The organism is Prosthecobacter sp. Pr1, assembly GCF_057652315.1.
The window spans coordinates 1-17,866 of sequence record NZ_JBYFBS010000014.1; the positions used below are offsets into that span (position 1 = coordinate 1).

Here is a 17,866-nt window from a genome sequence, read left to right on the forward strand (position 1 = left end):
ATTGAACTTTTTTCAGCAGATCATCACCCTGGGTGCATTTTTTTTCAGCCCGGCCAGAGCCTGTTCGATTGCGGCATTGTATTTCACCCATTCCATATCCTGTTGAGTCCGCACATTCAGGTCGATGGTATTGTTGCCATGGACCAGTTCTGCGTCGAGCTGTCGCAGCTCTTCATTGCCTTGAAGGAACTCTGCTTCCAAACCAGCCTGTTGTTTAGACATGGACTCATTTTTATCACAGGAGGCTGCCAATAGAATGTGCCAGCCAAAGCAGTGAAAATGCATGGGTAGTTCATGTTAAATATTCTTAGCATCAGACCATGGGGTGTCAAAAGTGACAAGAAAAAATGCCACGGCTTATGCCGGGTGTTTGGATGAAAGCAAACGCGTCAGTAGCGGCACCCAGCCTCGAAGAGGTCATTTCGAATTTAGGCACGATGGCGGCAGCCCCTGCGGTAGCACGGTGGAAATCACCATTGGGTAACGGATGCAGCAACCCCGCCAATCCTTAACCAACCGAAACTGTGAGTGTGTAGCGGCAGACTTTTGATGCGATGATAAGTGGCTTCATGGCTCATTTCACTCCGCCGAATCCGAAGATGGCGGAGCTTGGGCGTTACCTGCCTCTTATCGCATAGTCGAGTTCGACGGCGAGCTTTCCACGTTCTTCAACCAAGCCGGCCTTTTGATTCTGCAGCAAAGCTGCTTGGGCTAGATTTTTATTCGCATTGTCAGTGTGCCGGGTGGAGGGGACCCCGCGCAATTTGGCTGTCTCAGCCAGTGTCTGATGGCTTTTTGCCGCAGATAAATATTGCGCCGCTAAACCGGCGCAGTTTGCAATGCGTGAATCCAACTCAGCCATCCGCAATTTGATGCTTTTTATCTTGGAATCATCAACGGTGATTTTTTTGGCCATGGTGCTTGCGGAAGGCGAACTGCCAAGTATTTCGAGGGGCGGGATTGATAAATTGTTGACGCCGTCCATTCCTGACTCTTCCAGCAAGGATGTTTGGGCATGCTGAATCATGGAGACAAGAGCATTCGGCCCCAGATCATATTGGTCCTTCAAATTTTCAGGAGCCTGATCGGCTGGAATTGTGCCCACGCCATCAGCATGGATGTAAGAAATTCCGGACTCTTCCACTTTACGAATTTTAACGTTAAGCAGAGTTTTGCCGTTGGCTAATTTGATCTCTCCCAGCTCGGTACCGGGCGCGTTGTTTCTCGTTCTCTCCACCGATTCTTGCATGGAATCGAGGGCATATTTTAAGTCGCTCTCAGCCTTATGATAACGCTGCCCCAAAGTTTCTTGTGTCTCGAGAAGAGCGGTGTTTTTGTCAGCCTCAGCCTTGATTTTGTTTACAATTCGCTCTTTTTCGCTCCAAGCTTTTTTTCTAAGGGTTAGCAGGTCCTTCATGCTTGTCAGCTTGGACTGGCTCTGTTGCAGCGCTAAAGTAGCATCATCCACCTTGCCTTGGTGGTGGATATAATAACTAAACGAAATAATGAGGCTGACCAGAAAAAGAGTGGCCCAGATTTTTGCTTCTTCAAACATGATGACCGATGGCTAAATTTAGTACAGGTATTTGGCTTTGTAGGTGTCCAAACGAGGGCGAAATACACTCATCGCAGCTTCGGCTTCGGAGCATTTTTTGCTGAGTTCAGCGAGCTTTGCCTCCAATTCCGCATTCTTTTTCACCGACTCTTCCAAGTGGCGCTCCAAGGTCATTCCGTCCGCTAAAGGAATGGTCCGAAGCCCATCAAATTTGGCATCAATCGAGACCATTTCTTTACTGATTTGCTGAATCTCCACTTCGAGCTTGGACCGCTCATTATTCAAAGTGCCAACTTTATCGCAGGAACTTGCAAAAAGAGTGGCTGCGAGGCCAGTTAAGATTAGGGGGCGGTACATTAGGTAATGTTGTGGAGATGCTAGGAATGAATGAATCTTCTGATTATAAATACATTTAGAAACAATGTTTGCATGCGGAAAGTGGTGCAAAGAGAGCCTCTTGGAGAGCCAAAAGAAACTCTACAAGCCCTGGGGCTTGCCAGATGGGGCTGATTTGGAGGTCGTCGGCGCACTGAGCTCATCAAGCAGGCGCAGCAGGCCGACATGGATGGACTTCGGGCCTAGGTCATACTTCTGCACCAACTCCACCGGCAGCTCTTCGGTTTTTGCCTGCAGATTGGCCACCCCATCTTCGTGCAGAAAAGAGACCGAATTGTCGTTGATCTTGAAGATTTTGGCATTGTACAGGGCTGAACGGCCTGGCAGCCTGAGTTCCGGTATCACGGTGCCGATGGCGAATGTGCGGGTGTTCTCCACAGCTGCCACCATGGAATCTGCCATGTATTTGATTTCGCCGGTCAGTTTGCGCTCTTTGGCGTCCAGAAGGTCGCGCTGCCGAATGACCTCCGTCATTCGTGCTTCCAGCTGATCCACCTTGTCTTTGGCGGCTTTGATCTCAGTCCATTCCTGCCGGCGCAGCTCCGCGGTTTCTCGAGCAGCGCCGGCCTGGGATTTCAATTCGGCAAGCTCCGCCTTGAGTTTGTCGAGCTTGGAAAGGTAGTCGCAGCCGCCGATGATGCAGGCGAGCAAAAGCAGGGCCTTGAGAAAGGAGCTGAAACGGAATTCAAACACGGTGTTTTGTGGTGTGGCTTACTGAGGTTGCGAGGCTTTGAATGCTTCAGCGGCCGGCTTGAGCTTGGCGAACTCGGTTTCAATGGCGGAGAGCTTGCGCTCCCTGGGGCCATTGACAAATTCCAACGGACGCAGCTGGTTCTCTTTGATCTGGCCCTGTTCGAGAAGATGCATCAATCCCTCCCTGCCACCGAGTGCGGCGATGTCTTTATCGTACTGCCGGGTGGCTGATTCGTCCGTTTTCAATGTGGCGTCCAGTGCGGCGATTTCACGCTTGAGCTCCGTGTGCCGGTCACAAGACAGGCTCGTCAAACAGAGCACCAGACAACAAAAGAATGGAGGCAGTTTCATGAAAGGGGGCAGGGCAGATCCCCACCGGCGGAGAACCGCAGGATTTAATCTTGAATGGTCTGCCGCGCAACTTCCTTGCCATTCGCCAAACCCATCCTAGCATCGACGTGTGATAGCGATTGCAACAGCGAGTCAGAAAGGCGGCGTGGGTAAAACCACGTTGTGCATCAACCTCGCCTACTCACTGGCGCGGCGTGGCTGGCGCGTGCTGTTGATCGACACGGATCCGCAGGGCGGAGTGGGCTTGTCGCTGGCGAAGAGCACCAAGGCGCGTGAGGGCTTTCATGAGTTTCTCGTTCGAGGCGGGGATTTGAACAAAATGGTGGTGCCAACGCGGCTCCCAGAGCTGGAGATCGTACCCGCCGGGCAGTATGACACCTGCGCACGGCAGGGATGGTCGGCTCATGAGGTGCCGGCTCGGCTGGCCGATTTGCTGAGGGGGGCCGAACTGCGAGGTGTCGATGTCGTCCTGATGGATACAGCGGCCGGGATGAGCAGCACGACGGAAGCAGTGGTGAAGGCCTGTGATTTTGTGGTGCTGCCCCAGCAGGCCGAGCCACTGGCGATACGCAGCGTGCCGCATTTGCTGGAGACTCTGGCGCGTTTTCGTGCAGAGGGGGCTGGTGTGCGTGTTGCGGGCATTTTGCTGACGATGGTGATGCGGGAAAATGAGATGAGCCTGAAGGTTGCGCGGGAGCTGCGCGAAATGCTGCCTGCAAACCTGATGTTTCAGCAGAGCATTCCGCGCCTGTCCTCGTTTCTCGAAGCGAGTGCTTTGGGGGTGCCTGTGGCGCTGACAAAGCGCAACCCGCCGCCCGAAGCGTTGATTTTTGACCAGATTGCCGCAGAGCTGGAGCAGCGGATTGGATTGACCCACGAACGTGAAAGGGAGCATGGCCATGCAAGTCTCATGGATTGATGCCGAGCGGATCAAGGCGCTGGTGGCGCAGATCGCACCTCAGGAGGCAGGCGAGGAAGAAACATCAGGCTTGATTGAGATAGATACGACTCCAGAATCCTTGCTTGGTAATGCAGCCGAGGCCTGGGGGTTTGCCATGGACTGGCAGGAACCATCCTTGAGGCCAGAGCCTGTGGTCGCAGAGGCTGAAACATTGGCTGACGAATCAGAGCCACCGGCAGCGATGGAAGATGAAACGGATGATGACGAGCATGGTCTGTCCATTCCCAACCCGGCTGCCGCGCTGCCCCTGAGTCGAATCCGTGACAAGCTGCGTGCGATTCGCCAGCGTGCGACTGACGCGGGCATCCTCACCCGCATGAGCGAGAGTGTGGCAGTGGAGCCACCAGCCAAGGAACGAATCACAGTGTTTGCTCCTCCTCATGATGGAAGTGGCCACCCCGAGGAGACCGAATTCTGCAATGAAGAAGACGCAGATGATGCTGTGCCCGAATTCACGGCCGTTTCTCCTCAGACAGCCGCTTTTAAAATTCCGCAAGGCTCGCGTGAAGTGCGACTGGCTGCATTTGCCGGCTGGGCGCGACAGGTTCTGCATGATGGGGGCGGACAGCTTCTTGTGATGAGTGATGACGGTGAAGTCCTGTGGGGTGGGGAGGCGAAAGCCGGGCTGGTGCTTTCCACCATGATGGCCTGTGGAGCGGCGATCCGTGCGAGCGCGATGTCCGCTTGTGAAACGCCTCCGGTGATTCACCAGCCGCTGGCATCTGGGAAAGTGCTCACTGTGATCCCGTGTGAAACGTCCGCGGGGATGGTACATGCCGCGGTGGCTGCTCCTGCGGGGCTGAGTCATGAACAGGCACACCTCCTGCGTGGCGCCCTGTGTGATGTGATGAACTGAGAGGAGCTGCCCTGAAAGGGCGTCTGGCTACTTCTTAAACAGAACCAGTTCGTTGATTCCCCAGTAGCTGCTTGCTGTACCCAGCTGAGTGATGCGCACAAAGCGTGCTTTCTGCGGTGTCTTGAAAACGATCTCGGTCACAACGTTCCCATCTCCCTGGGCATCCGTGGGATTCCATTGTGTGCCGTTGGATGACACTTCGATTTTGTACTTGCGCGGGTAGTCCTGATTGCTGGCCTGGCTGTCGAGCGCCAGTCCGGCGATATTTTCCTCGGTGGGCAGTTCGACGGTGAACCACTCGCCGCCCTTCATGGGAACTCCCGTGGCCCAACGGGACCCTGTATTGTTGTCCACAGCCTTTGCGCAGTCTTCTTTTTTGAGGCTGGCGTTCAGTTTCCAGGCACTGCGCGGCTCGATCCAGGCAAGCCTCGTTCTCAGCCGAGTGTTGAGGGGCGGGGGAGCTGCGGGCTGGAAGTACCAATCACGCACTCGTCCGTCGATGAGCTGGGTCTGGTCGGGCTTCAAGGTAATGGAGTACACGAAGAGTTCTGCCAGATAGCCGCTGAATTGATCCTGTGGGCTGACGCTTCCACCACTGCTGTCCTGACCACGTCCGATCAGCAGCCAGTTGAGCGGCTTGGAAGGAGCGGTGGACTTGCCGCCGGAGGAGGTGAAGGTCTTGCCATCGGCATCTCGTGCACGGAGCTCCACGAGGCCCGTGCTGGCGTTCCAGCTCACAAAGGCGAGGCAGGCCAGCGTGCCGTTCACATCCTTGGAGGTCAACGTTGGGCTTCCGCCTGCGTTTTTAACTTCTGCCACGAGGTTTTTCTTCTCATCCACCAGCAGAGATACCGTGGTGCCATCATCATTGCCAAGGGTGAAAACACGCATGGGAAGCTTTGCCGCATCGGCTTGAAAGGCGATGACGACGGTGAGTCCTTTATCGTTGGGTACTCCGACATCCTTGCTTCCGAAGGGCATGTTCTGCGTTTCAGTGCCCGTGTCATCAAGCTCCAGGATGCAGGGTTTGCCATTGTGAGAATGGAAATCGAGCACGACTCGCCCCGGCTTGGGGGTGCCACCGGTGGCGGCTTCGGGCCAGTTGGCGCGCTTGGGTGCGTAGTCTGGACTCTTCTGATAGCTGCGCAGAATGTTGTCGCCGCCGCGTTCAGAAAGGTCATGCCATTCGATGACCGGCTCGTTTGGGTTGGCTTGGGCGGGTTTGCCGTCGGCGCCTTTGCGGTTGGTCAGGTTGGCGGTGTTGCCCACATAGAAGAGGGAGATGCCACGATCCACAGGAGGAAACGGTCGGTCCTGCGGGAGCTGGTAGCTGACGGGGGGCGGATTGGACGAGATGCCTATAGCTGACAGCGCGGAATTGCTGGAAGATGAAGCGCCGGGCTTTTTGCCGAAGAAAAAGCAGCCGCCGATGCCCAGCACGATGATGCCTCCGCCAATAATGGCGATTTGTTTGATCAGCTTCGCGTTTGTCTGAATGAATGAAGCCGAAGCCGAAGCCGAAGACGAAGGGCGGACCGCCGATGGCGGGCGCTGCATCGCTGTCGTGCGCCCGGTTCCAGGTCTGCGCGGCGCAGGGGCCAGCGGCGTCGTGAGTGCGGCGAGCTCAACAACAGGCTGCGCCTCGGGAATGACTTCCACGGCCACCGGTTCAGCATAGACGGGTTGAGCTTCGGGGGGAGGATAATATCCTGTCAGCGGCACCGTGCCCGTTCCCGGAGGCATGCCAGGCGGCATATAAATGGGCGGCGGCGCGTACATGCCCATCCAGGGACCGTAGGGCACCATGGTGGGCATTTTTTCCCAGGCGCGGAATTCTTCGATGGCCTGCTGTGCGTTGGCCGGACGGTCATCAGGCTTTTGGGCCATGAGGCGCGCGCACCAAGCTCCCAGCCACTGCGGTACATGCGGGGCGATTTCATGCAGCGGCACCAGGATGTGGTCGATGTGCTTGTCAATGACCTCGGCCATCGAAGCTCCATCGAACGCCTTTCTGCCTGAGAGAGCTTCATAGAAAACACAGCCCAGTGAATAGAGATCGGTGCGCTCATCCACGGGCTCGCGTGTCAGCTGCTCGGGAGCCATGTAGTAAATGGATCCCATCACCGTGCCTTCCTGGTCTTCCGTCTGCTTGCGGGCGCGCAGCCCTGCACGTGCGAGACCGAAGTCGATGATCTTCGCCTGCATACGGCCCCCGGGAAGACGCTCCACCTTGATGTTCTCCGGTTTGATGTCCCGATGAAGGATGTGGTGCTGGTGCGCTGCGAGCAGGCCTTCAAGCGTCTGCGAGGCCAGCTCTTTAAAATCGTCGTAGGGCAGCGGTCCACGGGCGACGACATCGGCGAGGTCTTCACCCTGCAGAAGTTCCATCACAATGAACAATCCCTCGTCATCGCTCGCCACATCGAAGATGGTCACGATGTTCGGATTGCGCAGGGAGGCGAGTGCATCGGCCTCACGTCGCAGCTCGGAAGCGACGCCTTTGTCGACGTCAGCTTCGTTGGCGGTCAGCAGTCGTTTGACAGCGACCCAGCGCTTCAACTGGCTGTCATAAGCGCGGAAGACGGCTCCAACGCCGCCCATGCCGAGCTTTTCATATATTTTATATCGTTCCGCCATCCGATGTTTAAGCGCTTGAAAATAAGAGGAACAGAAGCAAAGCCCATGAGCCTCCCCTTTGGCAAGCGGGATATTCCACGAAAATGCTTATGAGCAGAAACTGCTCCGCCTTTGACAAAATGATGGTGTCGCGACACACTGACCTCCCCCGTCTGCTCTGGCGGGATCGAACCAAACCCGCTCAGCATCTTGAAAAACGTTCTTTTTGTCTGCACTGGCAACACCTGCCGCAGCCCGATGGCGGAAGCGCTTTTCCGTGATCTGGTCAGGGAACGCACTGACTATCAGGTCTCCAGCGCAGGTGTGGCAGCGGCACCCGGCATGCCTGCCAGCAAACACACGGCGGCTTTGCTGAAGGAGCGCGGTCTCGATCTTGCCAGTTTCCAGAGCCGCATGCTTGACCAGAAAACCTTGGAACAGGCCACGCATGTATTTGCAATGTCCTCGCATCACATGGCGGCCATCGCGGATGAATTTCCCGAGCAGGCTGACAAAGTTTACCTTGTCTCTGAATTTGCAGCCGAAGACGCCCTGCGCGGCAGGGATGTTTCCGACCCTTTTGGGCAGGGCCGTTCAGCGTATGAAGAGACGCTGCGCAGCCTGGAAAAAATACTGCCCAGCCTGATTGCTTACATCGACCAGACCTGGAAGCAAAATGATGGATGACAGCAGCCATCGCCCACCCATCTTCGACCCTCACCCCAACGCGAAAAAAAATGACCAGCAATCCCAACGGCAGCCCTCCCCATAAACTCGCCATCGCCGCCGACCATGGCGGAGTGGAATTGAAAAATGCCGTCGTCGCACACCTGCAATCCGCCGGCTATGGCGTTGAGGATCTGGGAGTGAATTCACACGATTCCGTCGATTACCCTGATTACGCCGAAGTGGTCGCTGACAAGGTGTTGTCTGGCGAGGCTGACGCCGGCATTTTGGTGTGCACCACGGGCATCGGCATGTGCATCGCTGCGAACCGTCATGTGGGCATTCAGGCGTCGCTGGTCAGCGATGCTCAGACCGCCGCCATCACGCGCGAGCACAACAACTCCAATGTGCTGTGCCTTTCTGGCAAAAACACCCCTGCGGCCACCGCGAATGAGATCGTGGACACATGGCTGAAAACCCCCTTTGCTGGTGGCCGTCATGGCCGCCGGGTGGACAAGATGAACGCGCAGCCGCACCCGCTCGATATTTTGGAAGCGAATGATCCCGCCGTCGCCGACATCATTCGTGGCGAGCAGCACCGTCAGCAGGACCACATCGAGCTCATTGCGAGTGAAAACTTCACCAGCAAGTCGGTCATGGCCGCCCAAGGCAGCTGCCTCACGAACAAGTATGCCGAAGGCTATCCCGGCAAGCGCTGGTACGGCGGTTGCGAGGAAGTCGATAAAGTCGAGCAGCTTGCCATCGATCGCGCGTGCGAGTTATTTGGAGCCAAATTCGCCAATGTGCAGCCGCACTCCGGTTCACAGGCCAATGCTGCGGTCTATTTCAGCGTGCTTCAGCCCGGCGACAAGGTGCTGGGCATGAACCTCGCCCACGGTGGTCACCTCACCCACGGTAACCCTGCCAACTTCTCCGGCCGCTTCTACAATTTCTGCCAGTACGGTGTGAACCAGGAAAACGAACTCATCGACTACGACGAGCTCGCCGAAGTCGCCCTGCGGGAGCAGCCCAAAATGATCACCGCTGGTGCCAGCGCCTACCCGCGCATCATCGATTTCAAAAGGATGAGCGAGATCGCCAAGAGCGTGGGTGCTTATCTGTTTGTGGATATGGCCCACATCGCTGGTCTGGTGGCCGGTGGCGCCCATCCCTCCCCGATGGAGCATGCAGATTTCGTCACCACCACCACGCACAAGAGCCTTCGCGGCCCGCGTGGCGGCATGATCCTCACCAATCGCGAGGACCTCTTCAAAAAGATCCAGAGCCAGGTCTTCCCCGGCGTCCAAGGGGGCCCTCTAATGCACGTCATTGCCGCCAAGGCAGTCTGCTTCGGCGAATGCCTCAAGCCCGGCTTCAAGGACTACACCGCCCAAATTGTCAAAAACGCTCAGGCCCTTGCGGCTGCTCTCGCCGCACTCGGTTACCGCATCGTCAGCGGTGGCACGGACAACCACCTCATGCTCGTCGATCTCCGTCCGAAAGGCCTCAATGGCAAGGTTGCCAGCGAGACCCTCGACAAGGCTGCGATCACCGTGAACAAAAACGGCATTCCCTTCGACACCGAGAAGATCACCCTCGGCGGTGGTATTCGCGTCGGCACTCCTGCCGTCACCACCCGCGGCATGAAGGAAGCTGAGATGAAGCAGATCGCCGCCTGGATCGACCGTGCGCTCACGAATCGTGACGACGAAGCCGCTCTGGCTCAAATCCGCAAGGAAGTCAGCGAGATGAACCAGCGTTTCCCGCTGCCTTGAGCTGCGATTGAGTGAGTTATTTTGGAGGGAGCGCCTGGCAACGGGCGCTCCTTTTTATTGGCGCCTGCGGTGGACAGTGTGCCGGACAAGGCTCAGCAGGCCGCTTCAGCCCTTTTTGACAGAAGGCTTCCAATCACCTTCTTTTGCCTCACGAACGTCGAGGGATGCGATGCCCGGACGGGTAAACTCGATGCGGCGCTGTTTGTAGAGCGAGCCGAGTGCTTGCTTGAACGCCTTTTTGCTGGCTTCGAAGTGGCTGCGAATGGCTTCGGGATGGCTGTCGTCGTCAAAGTCGAGTTTGCCTCCGTTGTTCTTGAGCGCTTCGAGAATGCGGTCCGTCAGTGACGCGACGCGCTGATAGCCTGAGGCATCGAGGCTGAGGTCGATCTTGCCGCTGGGATGCACCGCGCTGACGAAGCCGTTGATTCGTTGTCCGACCTGCAGTGGTGCGCCGATATTCGTGTGATACAGCAGTCCGACATGTGTTCCCGCCACAATGGCATTGTAGCCTAGTGGTGTGCGGGCGGTGATCAGCAAAGGTACAGGCTGCGCCGGTTTGAACGGCGGGCGCTCGCGGCTCAGGTGCCGGTTCAGGCGTGTGGTGGCGATGATGCGGTCCGTTTTCTCATCCAGCATGATGTAGGCCACGACCTTGTCGCCCACGTACACCTGATCCGCCTGCTCACGAAATGGCAGCAGCAGATCTTTGAGCAGCCCCCAGTTCAAAAACGCTCCGATGTTACGATTCACACTCACGACTTCCAGCGTGGCAAATTCGCCAACCATGGCAAACGGCACTTCCGTGGTGGCCACGAGACGGTCCTCGGAATCACGGTAAATGAACACGTCCAGGGCATCGCCAAGGCTGGTGCCCTTGGGGATGTAACGGTTTGGCAGCAGAATCTCACCATGATCACCCCCATCCAGATAAATGCCGTGCGGCGTACTGTGAAGAACGATGAGGGAGTTGCGTTTGCCGATTTGAGCCATGCAGCGCAGACTAGACGCGCCTGCGGATCAATCCAGCGCCTACTTCACCTTCAGCACGACCAGTTTCTCCGCATCCCGGGCGTAAAGCTGGCCATTCGAGTAGGCGTCATGGCTGCGATGTCCCGCGCGGGTGATCTGGCTTCGTTGCAGGAGATTGAATTTCTTCGGGTCAGCGGTGAAGATCCACAATTCACCGGCTTCGCTGTGCAGCAGGATTTTGTCTCCCACCAGAATCAGTGTGCCGCCCTGGAGGCGGTCCGGCGCTTCCCAGGCGATCTTGCCATCGGCCACGGAGATGCAGCGCAGCGTCATGCCGCTCTCTTGCCTGCCGTGCAGGCCAAACACATGTCCGGCGTGATAAACTGGCGTGGTGTAGTGGCAGTCGAGAGTGTCGGCTTTTTTCCACACGTTGGTCAGTTTGCGTTCAGCCTTGTTCCACTGCCACAGGCCGGCTCCTACATCATACGCGGCGGTGAAAAGCAGCCTGCCATCTCCGCAGGGCACTGGAGCAGCCGCATTGACGGAGGCATCAATCTGGGCGCGGAAGTAGTCATCCGCCAGCACCTTGCCATCGCTGGTTTGCGTCAGGAGGACACCACGTCGGGTGAAAAAGGCGCTTATTCCCGGATCTCCGGTGAGCAGCAGGGGGGAGGAATAACTCGCTTCATCTTCCGTGGCCTGCCAGACGAGTTTTCCCGTGGCAAGATCCAGCGCGATGATGCCCGCCCCGCCCTTCGCATTCTTGCCACCCACATTGAGCAGCACCTTGCCATCCGTGACGAGCGGTGAGCAGGCGCGGCCAAAGTACCCCTGCGGCGATTCGAGTTCGGCGACGGTGTCATAACTCCAGATGAGTTCGCCTGTCTTGAAATCGAGCGCCTGGACCATGCCCTCCGGTCCATGGGTGATGACTTTGCCCGCAGCGATGCAAGGCACGGCGCGGGGGCCGTTGTCGAACCCAAAGCTGTCGCGGTAGGCAGTAGGGCAGGCATGTTTCCAGAGGGATTTGCCATCGGCGGCTGCCAGCGCTTCGGTGATGATCTCGCCGCCCTGGCGGTGGGTCATGATCACGCAGTTGTCGCAGACCACTGCTCCGGCATGACCGCTGCCCAGCATGCGCTTCCACACGATCTCGGGTTCAGCACTGCCGACGATGGCGGTTTCATCAGTGGCGGTGCAGTTGCGCAGCGGGCCGAGAAACTGCGGCCAGTCGCCTGCCTGGAGGCTGGTGAATGCGCAGAGGCAAAGAAAGATCGGGCGCATAAAAATGAGGGGGATTAGCTGACGAGGGAGAGATTGGGATCCACATCCGCCTCCAAGGGGGAGGTGTGGCCAATGCTGAAACGTTGCGCAGCGGCGAATGCAATCATGCCCGCATTGTCGGTGCAAAGATCCGGCCTTGCGAGCAGCAGTTGCAGGCCTGCTTTGGCGCAGCGCGCAGTGAGCGCCGCCCGCAGGCCACGGTTGCAGCTGACCCCGCCGCTCACGGTGACAAGCGTCTCCCCGCATTGCTTGGCCGCGAGCACCAGTTTTTCGACCAGCACCTCGATGATCGCCGCCTGCACACTGGCGCTGAGATCTGCCAGCACCTGTTCGCTCTTCAGGTCGACTCGTGGCAGTTCATACAGCACGGCGGTCTTCAAGCCGCTGAAACTGAACTCCAGGCTGCGGCCATCCAGGAAGCTCCGCGGAAAGGCGAAGGCTGTTGGATCGCCACGTGTGGCCAGCTTGTCGATCTCCGGCCCGCCGGGGTAGGGGAGTCCAATCATTTTGGCCACCTTGTCAAAAGCCTCGCCTGCGGCGTCATCACGCGTGCGCCCCAGCAGTTCATAGCTGCCCACGCCACGCACCCGAACCAGCATTGTGTGTCCGCCGCTGACGATGAGCGCCACACAGGCGCGTACCGGGCCGTTGCCATCCATAAAGGGGGAGAGCAGGTGGCCCTCCATGTGATTCACGGCCAGGAAAGGCTTGTTTTCAGAGATGGCCAGCGCCTTGGCCATGGACGTTCCAATGAGCAGAGAACTCACAAGCCCCGGACCGCTGGTGGCTGCAAAAGCTGACATGTCGCCGAGCGTTTTTCCGGCGTCAGCCAGGACCTGCTGAACCAGCGGCCGCACGTGGAGGATGTGATTGCGTGAGGCCACCTCCGGCACGACTCCGCCATACTGGCGGTGAATTTCAATCTGTGACGCGATCCTTCCAGCGATCAGCTCGCCGTCCAGGGTACAGATGGCCGCAGCAGTCTCATCGCAGGAGGATTCAAGGGCGAGCAGGCAGTCTGGCATGGCAGTCCATCAATGAAGTATAAACAGGTGTCCAGCATCCGGAATTCGGCGCTGAAAGGGTGAAAAAAGAAGCCGCCGTCCCCCGGTTGGGTGGGGAACGGCGGCGCAATGTGACAGTTGCCTGTCAGACTAGAGCTTGTGACCGTCTTTGCAGTCGGCCTTCGCTTTGGCGTCGCACTTCGCACATGCCGTCTTTAGCTGGAACAGGATGCATGAAGCATCACGGACGCAGCGACAGAACAGTGGCAAGACGGATCATTAAATGATCACACGTAAGTTTCACAACCAGCCGCACTAGGCGGCCGAGTGCTTACTTGCCGCTGTGCACTGGTGGTGGCGGCGGCGGAGGAGCAGGCTGCTGGCAAGCGGAGAGGACGGCGGAAGCCGCGATGAGGGCAAGGATAGCGATTTTCATGTGTGTGGGTGTTAACCTGTTTGTTAAGCTTCCCATCCACCAGACTCCTGGCAGCGGGATTTTTCGAGATTAACGACAACTTCTGTTTTTGCAAACAGCCAAATGCATTCTCTGCGAAAACGCGCAAGGGAGGCATAGGAAAGGGGATACTTGGGACTACCATAATGTTAGACTGTGTTTTGATGAGAATCACCCATAGGGCCCGTTCTCTCCCAAGCCGTAGGCCATGCCCAAGACTTCACCGTCATCTTCCGAGAAAAAGATGCGCAGAGGTCTGCAGCAAACCTCACAGTCATAGTCCACATCGCATGGCACCTCGTTATAGGATGGGGTAGAAACCTCAAATTCCTGAAAACAGCTCGGGCAGGTGACTGGGGTGGTATGCATCAATGATATTTGAACGCATCATCCTCGTCCGGTGTATGCAGTTTCTTGTGGGTTAGAGCGGGGGGAATGGGCGTGTCGCAAAGGGGGTATGTGCCTATCTCAAGCCCGCCAAGAACGCCATGAGGTCTGCGGCTTCCTGCTCAGTCATGCTTTGCAGCAGCCCTTCGGGCATCAGGGACACCGGCTGCGGCTGCTGACTTTTGATTTGGTCACGTTGGATCGTTTGCGGCTGTCCGGTGGGGAGCTTGAGAGTGATCGTCCTTTCATCGGAATGGGTGACGAAACCACTTTGCACGCTGCCGTCCTTCAATGTGACGAGCCAGGTCTCGTAACCCTTGGCGATGTTTTTTGAGGGCTTATGCAGGCTTTCGAGGATTTGCTCACGCGTCAGTCGCGCCCCCACCTTGCTCAGATCCGGGCCGAAATCGCGGCCGATGCCGTTGACGATATGGCAGGCCAGGCAGGTGGCCAGCTTGCCGCTCATGCTGACGAGTTCACTGCCGCGCTTTGCATCACCTTGGACGGCGAGGAGCTTTTTCGCGTCGAAATTCACGCCGAGGGTCTTCACCCGCTGCTCAGGCGGCAGGAAGCGCTCGAACAAGGAAGTGATGTTCGGATCACCACTCGCCATCGCGGCTTTGATGGCGGCCTCACGCCGTGGCTGAGGGATCTGCCCGGTGGACACGGCCATCATTAGGTGAGTCGGTGAACTGCGGAACCAATGCAGGGGATCGGCGTGGATCCGGTATTGGTTTTCCGGATGTTTGCCGGAGAGCAGCTCGGCCTCATATCCGGAGTCTGCCTGCTGCAGCATGTCTTCTTCGCTGACATAGCTTTCTGCGGGGCCTTTCTTGGGGTAGATGCTCGAAATCCAATCCCATAGTAGCTTCAGGCCATCAGGGTCTGGGTCATGCGCGCCGATCATCGGCATATGTCCGCTGCCTGTCCGTGCAATGCGCTGAAACAGGATGCTGCGGTGAGGAGCCCACGGATAGATTACGGCTGGATCACTGATGCCAAGATCTCCCCGCTTCGGCTTTTCATAGATTGTCATCGTCTCCGCTGTGGGCAGATCGAAGTTCACCATCAGCGGCACGCTGCCGCCGCCGTGGCGACGGTGGCAATGGGCGCAGTTGGCATGCAGCCAGGAGCGTGCGCGGGATTCGAGATCAGCCTTGGTGTCTCGACTGGAGACTAGGTGGTTTTGCAACCGTCCAAGAAAAGGGCCATCGAACAAAGCTGATGCTTCGGCTGGTTTCTTGCCGCCAATGCTGACAAGCTGATCCGGCTGAAATCCAAGAGCGAAGCCGCTCCAGTTGTTGTGACATCGGGCGCATTCGGCGCGGCCATGGATGCGCCAGGGCTGCTTTTGCGCGGTGAACTCGGCACCATCGACGTCGACGAGCTCAGCATCCGTGCCTTGGTCATTCCAGCGGTAGGAATAGCCGTTCCAAGTCTCGCCATCGAAATGGAGCACTTGGGTTTCGATACGCTGCTGGGTGGCTGTCCAGGTGATGGTCCGGGCGAGCACGGACTCGGCGGGCCATTCGACTTTGTAGTTCGGCTTCGCGGGATTGCCGCTGGTGGTGGTGCGGATGCTTTTGCCTTCCGGCAGGGCGATGAAGCGTGTGGCAGTGGCGCCGTCTTGCCACATCGGTTCGGCAATCTCAAAGTTCAGCACGCCTGTGGCGGGTGTCTGCGCAGCGGTGTCTTTGAACAAGCCTGTGTCGCTGAGTTTCCGCGGAAACTGGCTCGGTTTGCCGACGGCAAGGTTGGGTGCCAGGCGGTAGATTCGTGTGCTGTTTTCCCAGTTCATCCAGTACACCTCACCATCCTCGCTTTGTCCGAAGGTGACGATCTTGTGGGGAGTGTCGGCAATTTCCTCACGGCGCGTGACTTGTTTGCCGTCATGCCAGAGCGCCCAGATTTTGCCGGTTTCGTAGTCGCCGTAGATGTAGGCTCCGTTCAATTCAGGAAAGCGGGTGCCGTGATAGACATAGCCGCCGGTGATGCTCGCGGCCTCGGTGTGCGGATGTGCAGCCACGGGCGGGATGATGGGCTCGGGGCGTTGGGTTTCTGGCTTGATCGGCTGGCTTGCTTCATACGCGCTCCAGCCATGGTTGCCTCCGCGTTGCACGAGGTGGATCATCTCCCACAGCTCCCAGCCGACGTCCCCGCACCATAGGCGGCCTTGGGAGTCAAAGCTGATCTTCCAAGGATTGCGAAAGCCGAAGGCCCAGATTTCCGGCATGGCCTTGGGTGTTTTTAAGAAGGGATTGTCGGCTGGAATGGCATACGCTTTGCCATTTTCCTGATGATCCACGTCGATGCGCAGGATGGAGGACAGCAGATCGCTGATGTCCTGCCCTGTGTTCAGCGGGTCAGGTGGGGAGGGGACTTCAGCGTCGCCGGTGGAGATGTAGAGCTTGCCGTCTGGGCCGAACTGAAGAGAGGCCCCATTGTGGCCGCCGCTGCGCCATGTCAGCAGCACGGTCTCCGACTTGGGATCAAGCACCGGCGGCTCTTGCTGCGTGAGTTTGAAGCGCGAGAGCTTGGTGCCGTCGGGTACTTTGTCGCCGTAGGCATAGCAGAGGAAGACATGGCCGTTCTCCTTCCACTGCGGATGAAACGCGATGCCGTAGGCGTATTGCAGCGCGGGATGCTCCGGCTTGAGATCGATGAGCAGGTCTTTGGCGCTGACGTCAGGTGCGTCCTTGAAGCTCCAGATTTTGCCTCCCTTTTCGACGGCGACAAAACGCTGCGCGCCGGGTACGGCGATCATCTCCAAAGCATCCTGAAGTGGGATTGAGGCAAAAGTCTGCTCAGCAATGAAGGGTTTCGGCGCTTCAGGTGAACCATGGACGTGTGAGGTGGTCCATTGCGCATGAGTCGCGGCGGTGAAGGCGAGGCAGAGGAGAAACACACGGTGCATTTTTGCATCATGGAATGAACCGGCGGCATTCGCCAAGCATGAAATGAGTGCGCTCTGCCGGGGCTGGTACTTGCGGCTTGTGCTGGCGCGCATGCCTTTGGTAGTCTCCCAGCATGCATGCCCCGCTGCGTTACCTGCTGTTTTTGCTCATCTCCGTTCATCTGAACGCCGCTGACACTTCCGGCGGACCAGTGGACTTGGGCACCCCCTCTTCGCTTCGCACCGGCACTCTGCTGCGGGAAAAGCGCGAAGTGCGCGTGCAGGAGGGCAAAGGGCGCATGCAGAAGTCCAGTTCTGCCAATAACTTTTTCTGCCGCTTCGTTCAGCAGGTTAACCTCGTCCGGCGTCTGATGGGAACTGACACCGAGGAGGTGCAGGTGCGCGAGATGCTCTGCGAACTGATCAATTACAACGGCCCCGCCCCGCAGCCTGCCGAACAGGCCGGGCCCTTGGTGGGCAAAACCCTCCGTCTGCGCAAATCAGATGGAAAATGGAAATGCGCCTTGGTCGGAGGGAAGCCCACGGCAGAGCAGCAGAAGTTCCTCAATGATCTGGCATTCACCAGACTTTTGCTGGAGATCCCGGAGGCGTGCCTTCTCAATCAGACGCGAAAAGCCGGTGAGACGTGGAAAGTCAGCATCAATGAATCCAGCGGCAAGGACTACGGCGCGGTGGTCGCGGAGGACATCGAATGCACCCTGGTCGCCGTGGATGAGCGCTCCGACGGTTCGCAGGCAACCGTCCATATGGTCGGCAAGTTCACCATGGAGCGGCCCATGAATTACCTCAGCCGCATCGAGGTCGCTTTCGACATCACCCTCGTCCGCCGCCTCTCCGACATGCTGGATGTGAGCACCAAAATATCTGGCACCTTCAAGAATATCGCCCAAGTCAACGACGCGGAAGGCAAGCCGGCGGAGCTGATCCTTGAGCTCCCCTATACCCTCGTCCGTACCCAGGCGATCGAGCGCAAATAGCCGCCCCT

At 57.8% G+C, this 17,866-nt stretch carries 15 protein-coding genes; 5 read left to right on the forward strand and 10 right to left on the reverse strand.

Going from position 1 to position 17,866, the window contains the following annotated elements; genetic code table 11:
• Positions 1–12: 12 nt before the first annotated feature.
• The 5 genes from AC24GY_RS20180 to AC24GY_RS20200 form a co-directional block, all read right to left on the reverse strand.
• Entirely contained in the window at positions 13–285 is a 273-nt protein-coding gene (locus AC24GY_RS20180) for a hypothetical protein (RefSeq protein ID WP_487686670.1), read from the reverse strand.
• A 331-nt stretch (positions 286–616) separates the two neighbouring features.
• Positions 617–1,555, reverse strand: coding sequence for a hypothetical protein (locus tag AC24GY_RS20185; protein WP_487686671.1), 939 nt, complete (start codon positions 1,553–1,555; stop codon positions 617–619).
• A gap of 18 nt (positions 1,556–1,573) precedes the next feature.
• Positions 1,574–1,912, reverse strand: coding sequence for a hypothetical protein (locus AC24GY_RS20190; RefSeq protein WP_487686672.1), 339 nt, complete (start codon positions 1,910–1,912; stop codon positions 1,574–1,576).
• A 120-nt stretch (positions 1,913–2,032) separates the two neighbouring features.
• On the reverse strand, positions 2,033–2,644 hold the full coding sequence (locus AC24GY_RS20195; protein ID WP_422316389.1) for a hypothetical protein: 612 nt from the start codon (positions 2,642–2,644) through the stop codon (positions 2,033–2,035).
• 18 nt (positions 2,645–2,662) lie between these two features.
• A complete protein-coding gene (locus AC24GY_RS20200; protein ID WP_487686673.1) occupies positions 2,663–2,995 on the reverse strand; it encodes a hypothetical protein in 333 nt (110 codons plus the stop codon).
• 109 nt (positions 2,996–3,104) lie between these two features.
• Here AC24GY_RS20200 and AC24GY_RS20205 point away from each other — a divergent pair, with 109 nt between their 5' ends.
• Both AC24GY_RS20205 and AC24GY_RS20210 read left to right on the forward strand, forming a co-directional pair.
• Entirely contained in the window at positions 3,105–3,914 is an 810-nt protein-coding gene (locus tag AC24GY_RS20205) for a ParA family protein (protein ID WP_422316393.1), read from the forward strand.
• Positions 3,895–4,812: a hypothetical protein gene (locus AC24GY_RS20210; RefSeq protein ID WP_487686674.1), complete on the forward strand. Its 918-nt coding sequence runs from the start codon at positions 3,895–3,897 to the stop codon at positions 4,810–4,812. The genes AC24GY_RS20205 and AC24GY_RS20210 overlap by 20 nt, the downstream gene beginning before the upstream one ends.
• Positions 4,813–4,839: 27 nt before the next feature.
• On the opposite strand, the gene AC24GY_RS20215 is transcribed toward AC24GY_RS20210, so the two are convergent.
• Positions 4,840–7,449, reverse strand: a complete 2,610-nt coding sequence (locus AC24GY_RS20215; RefSeq protein WP_487686675.1) for a protein kinase domain-containing protein — start codon at positions 7,447–7,449, stop codon at positions 4,840–4,842.
• Positions 7,450–7,638: 189 nt separating this feature from the next.
• Between AC24GY_RS20215 and AC24GY_RS20220 the strand changes: the two genes are divergently transcribed.
• The gene (locus AC24GY_RS20220) at positions 7,639–8,115 is read left to right on the forward strand and encodes a low molecular weight protein arginine phosphatase (RefSeq protein WP_422316399.1); all 477 of its coding nucleotides are present in this window, start codon (positions 7,639–7,641) and stop codon (positions 8,113–8,115) included.
• Positions 8,112–9,869 carry a ribose 5-phosphate isomerase B gene (rpiB, locus tag AC24GY_RS20225; protein WP_487686676.1) on the forward strand — a complete coding sequence of 586 codons (1,758 nt, stop codon included), beginning with the start codon at positions 8,112–8,114 and terminating at the stop codon, positions 9,867–9,869. Before AC24GY_RS20220 ends, rpiB begins: the two co-directional genes overlap by 4 nt.
• Positions 9,870–9,974: 105 nt before the next feature.
• On the opposite strand, the gene AC24GY_RS20230 is transcribed toward rpiB, so the two are convergent.
• The 4 genes from AC24GY_RS20230 to AC24GY_RS20245 all read right to left on the reverse strand — a co-directional run bounded on the left by AC24GY_RS20230 (position 9,975) and on the right by AC24GY_RS20245 (position 16,974).
• The gene (locus tag AC24GY_RS20230; protein WP_461527305.1) at positions 9,975–10,859 is read right to left on the reverse strand and encodes a CvfB family protein; all 885 of its coding nucleotides are present in this window, start codon (positions 10,857–10,859) and stop codon (positions 9,975–9,977) included.
• Between the two features lie 39 nt (positions 10,860–10,898).
• Positions 10,899–12,122: an outer membrane protein assembly factor BamB family protein gene (locus tag AC24GY_RS20235; protein WP_487686677.1), complete on the reverse strand. Its 1,224-nt coding sequence runs from the start codon at positions 12,120–12,122 to the stop codon at positions 10,899–10,901.
• Positions 12,123–12,136: 14 nt separating this feature from the next.
• Complete coding sequence (gene tsaD, locus AC24GY_RS20240; protein ID WP_422316407.1) at positions 12,137–13,147, reverse strand: tRNA (adenosine(37)-N6)-threonylcarbamoyltransferase complex transferase subunit TsaD; 1,011 nt, start codon at positions 13,145–13,147, stop codon at positions 12,137–12,139.
• A gap of 896 nt (positions 13,148–14,043) precedes the next feature.
• Positions 14,044–16,974, reverse strand: a complete 2,931-nt coding sequence (locus tag AC24GY_RS20245) for a PQQ-dependent sugar dehydrogenase (RefSeq protein WP_487686678.1) — start codon at positions 16,972–16,974, stop codon at positions 14,044–14,046.
• Positions 16,975–16,994: 20 nt separating this feature from the next.
• On the opposite strand from AC24GY_RS20245, the gene AC24GY_RS20250 reads away from it, so the two are divergent.
• A complete protein-coding gene (locus AC24GY_RS20250) occupies positions 16,995–17,858 on the forward strand; it encodes a hypothetical protein (protein WP_487686679.1) in 864 nt (287 codons plus the stop codon).
• The last annotated feature ends 8 nt before the right edge of the window (positions 17,859–17,866 follow it).

Coding starts and splice junctions, on each gene's coding strand:
- AC24GY_RS20210 (WP_487686674.1), top strand. CDS start 3,895: ATGCAAGTCTCATGGATTGATGCCGAGCGGATCAAGGCGCTGGTGGCG.
- AC24GY_RS20245 (WP_487686678.1), bottom strand. CDS start 16,974: ATGCGCGCCAGCACAAGCCGCAAGTACCAGCCCCGGCAGAGCGCACTC.
- AC24GY_RS20215 (WP_487686675.1), bottom strand. CDS start 7,449: ATGGCGGAACGATATAAAATATATGAAAAGCTCGGCATGGGCGGCGTT.
- AC24GY_RS20185 (WP_487686671.1), bottom strand. CDS start 1,555: ATGTTTGAAGAAGCAAAAATCTGGGCCACTCTTTTTCTGGTCAGCCTC.
- AC24GY_RS20200 (WP_487686673.1), bottom strand. CDS start 2,995: ATGAAACTGCCTCCATTCTTTTGTTGTCTGGTGCTCTGTTTGACGAGC.
- AC24GY_RS20230 (WP_461527305.1), bottom strand. CDS start 10,859: ATGGCTCAAATCGGCAAACGCAACTCCCTCATCGTTCTTCACAGTACG.
- AC24GY_RS20235 (WP_487686677.1), bottom strand. CDS start 12,122: ATGCGCCCGATCTTTCTTTGCCTCTGCGCATTCACCAGCCTCCAGGCA.
- tsaD (WP_422316407.1), bottom strand. CDS start 13,147: ATGCCAGACTGCCTGCTCGCCCTTGAATCCTCCTGCGATGAGACTGCT.
- AC24GY_RS20190 (WP_487686672.1), bottom strand. CDS start 1,912: ATGTACCGCCCCCTAATCTTAACTGGCCTCGCAGCCACTCTTTTTGCA.
- AC24GY_RS20180 (WP_487686670.1), bottom strand. CDS start 285: ATGCATTTTCACTGCTTTGGCTGGCACATTCTATTGGCAGCCTCCTGT.
- AC24GY_RS20250 (WP_487686679.1), top strand. CDS start 16,995: ATGCATGCCCCGCTGCGTTACCTGCTGTTTTTGCTCATCTCCGTTCAT.
- rpiB (WP_487686676.1), top strand. CDS start 8,112: ATGACAGCAGCCATCGCCCACCCATCTTCGACCCTCACCCCAACGCGA.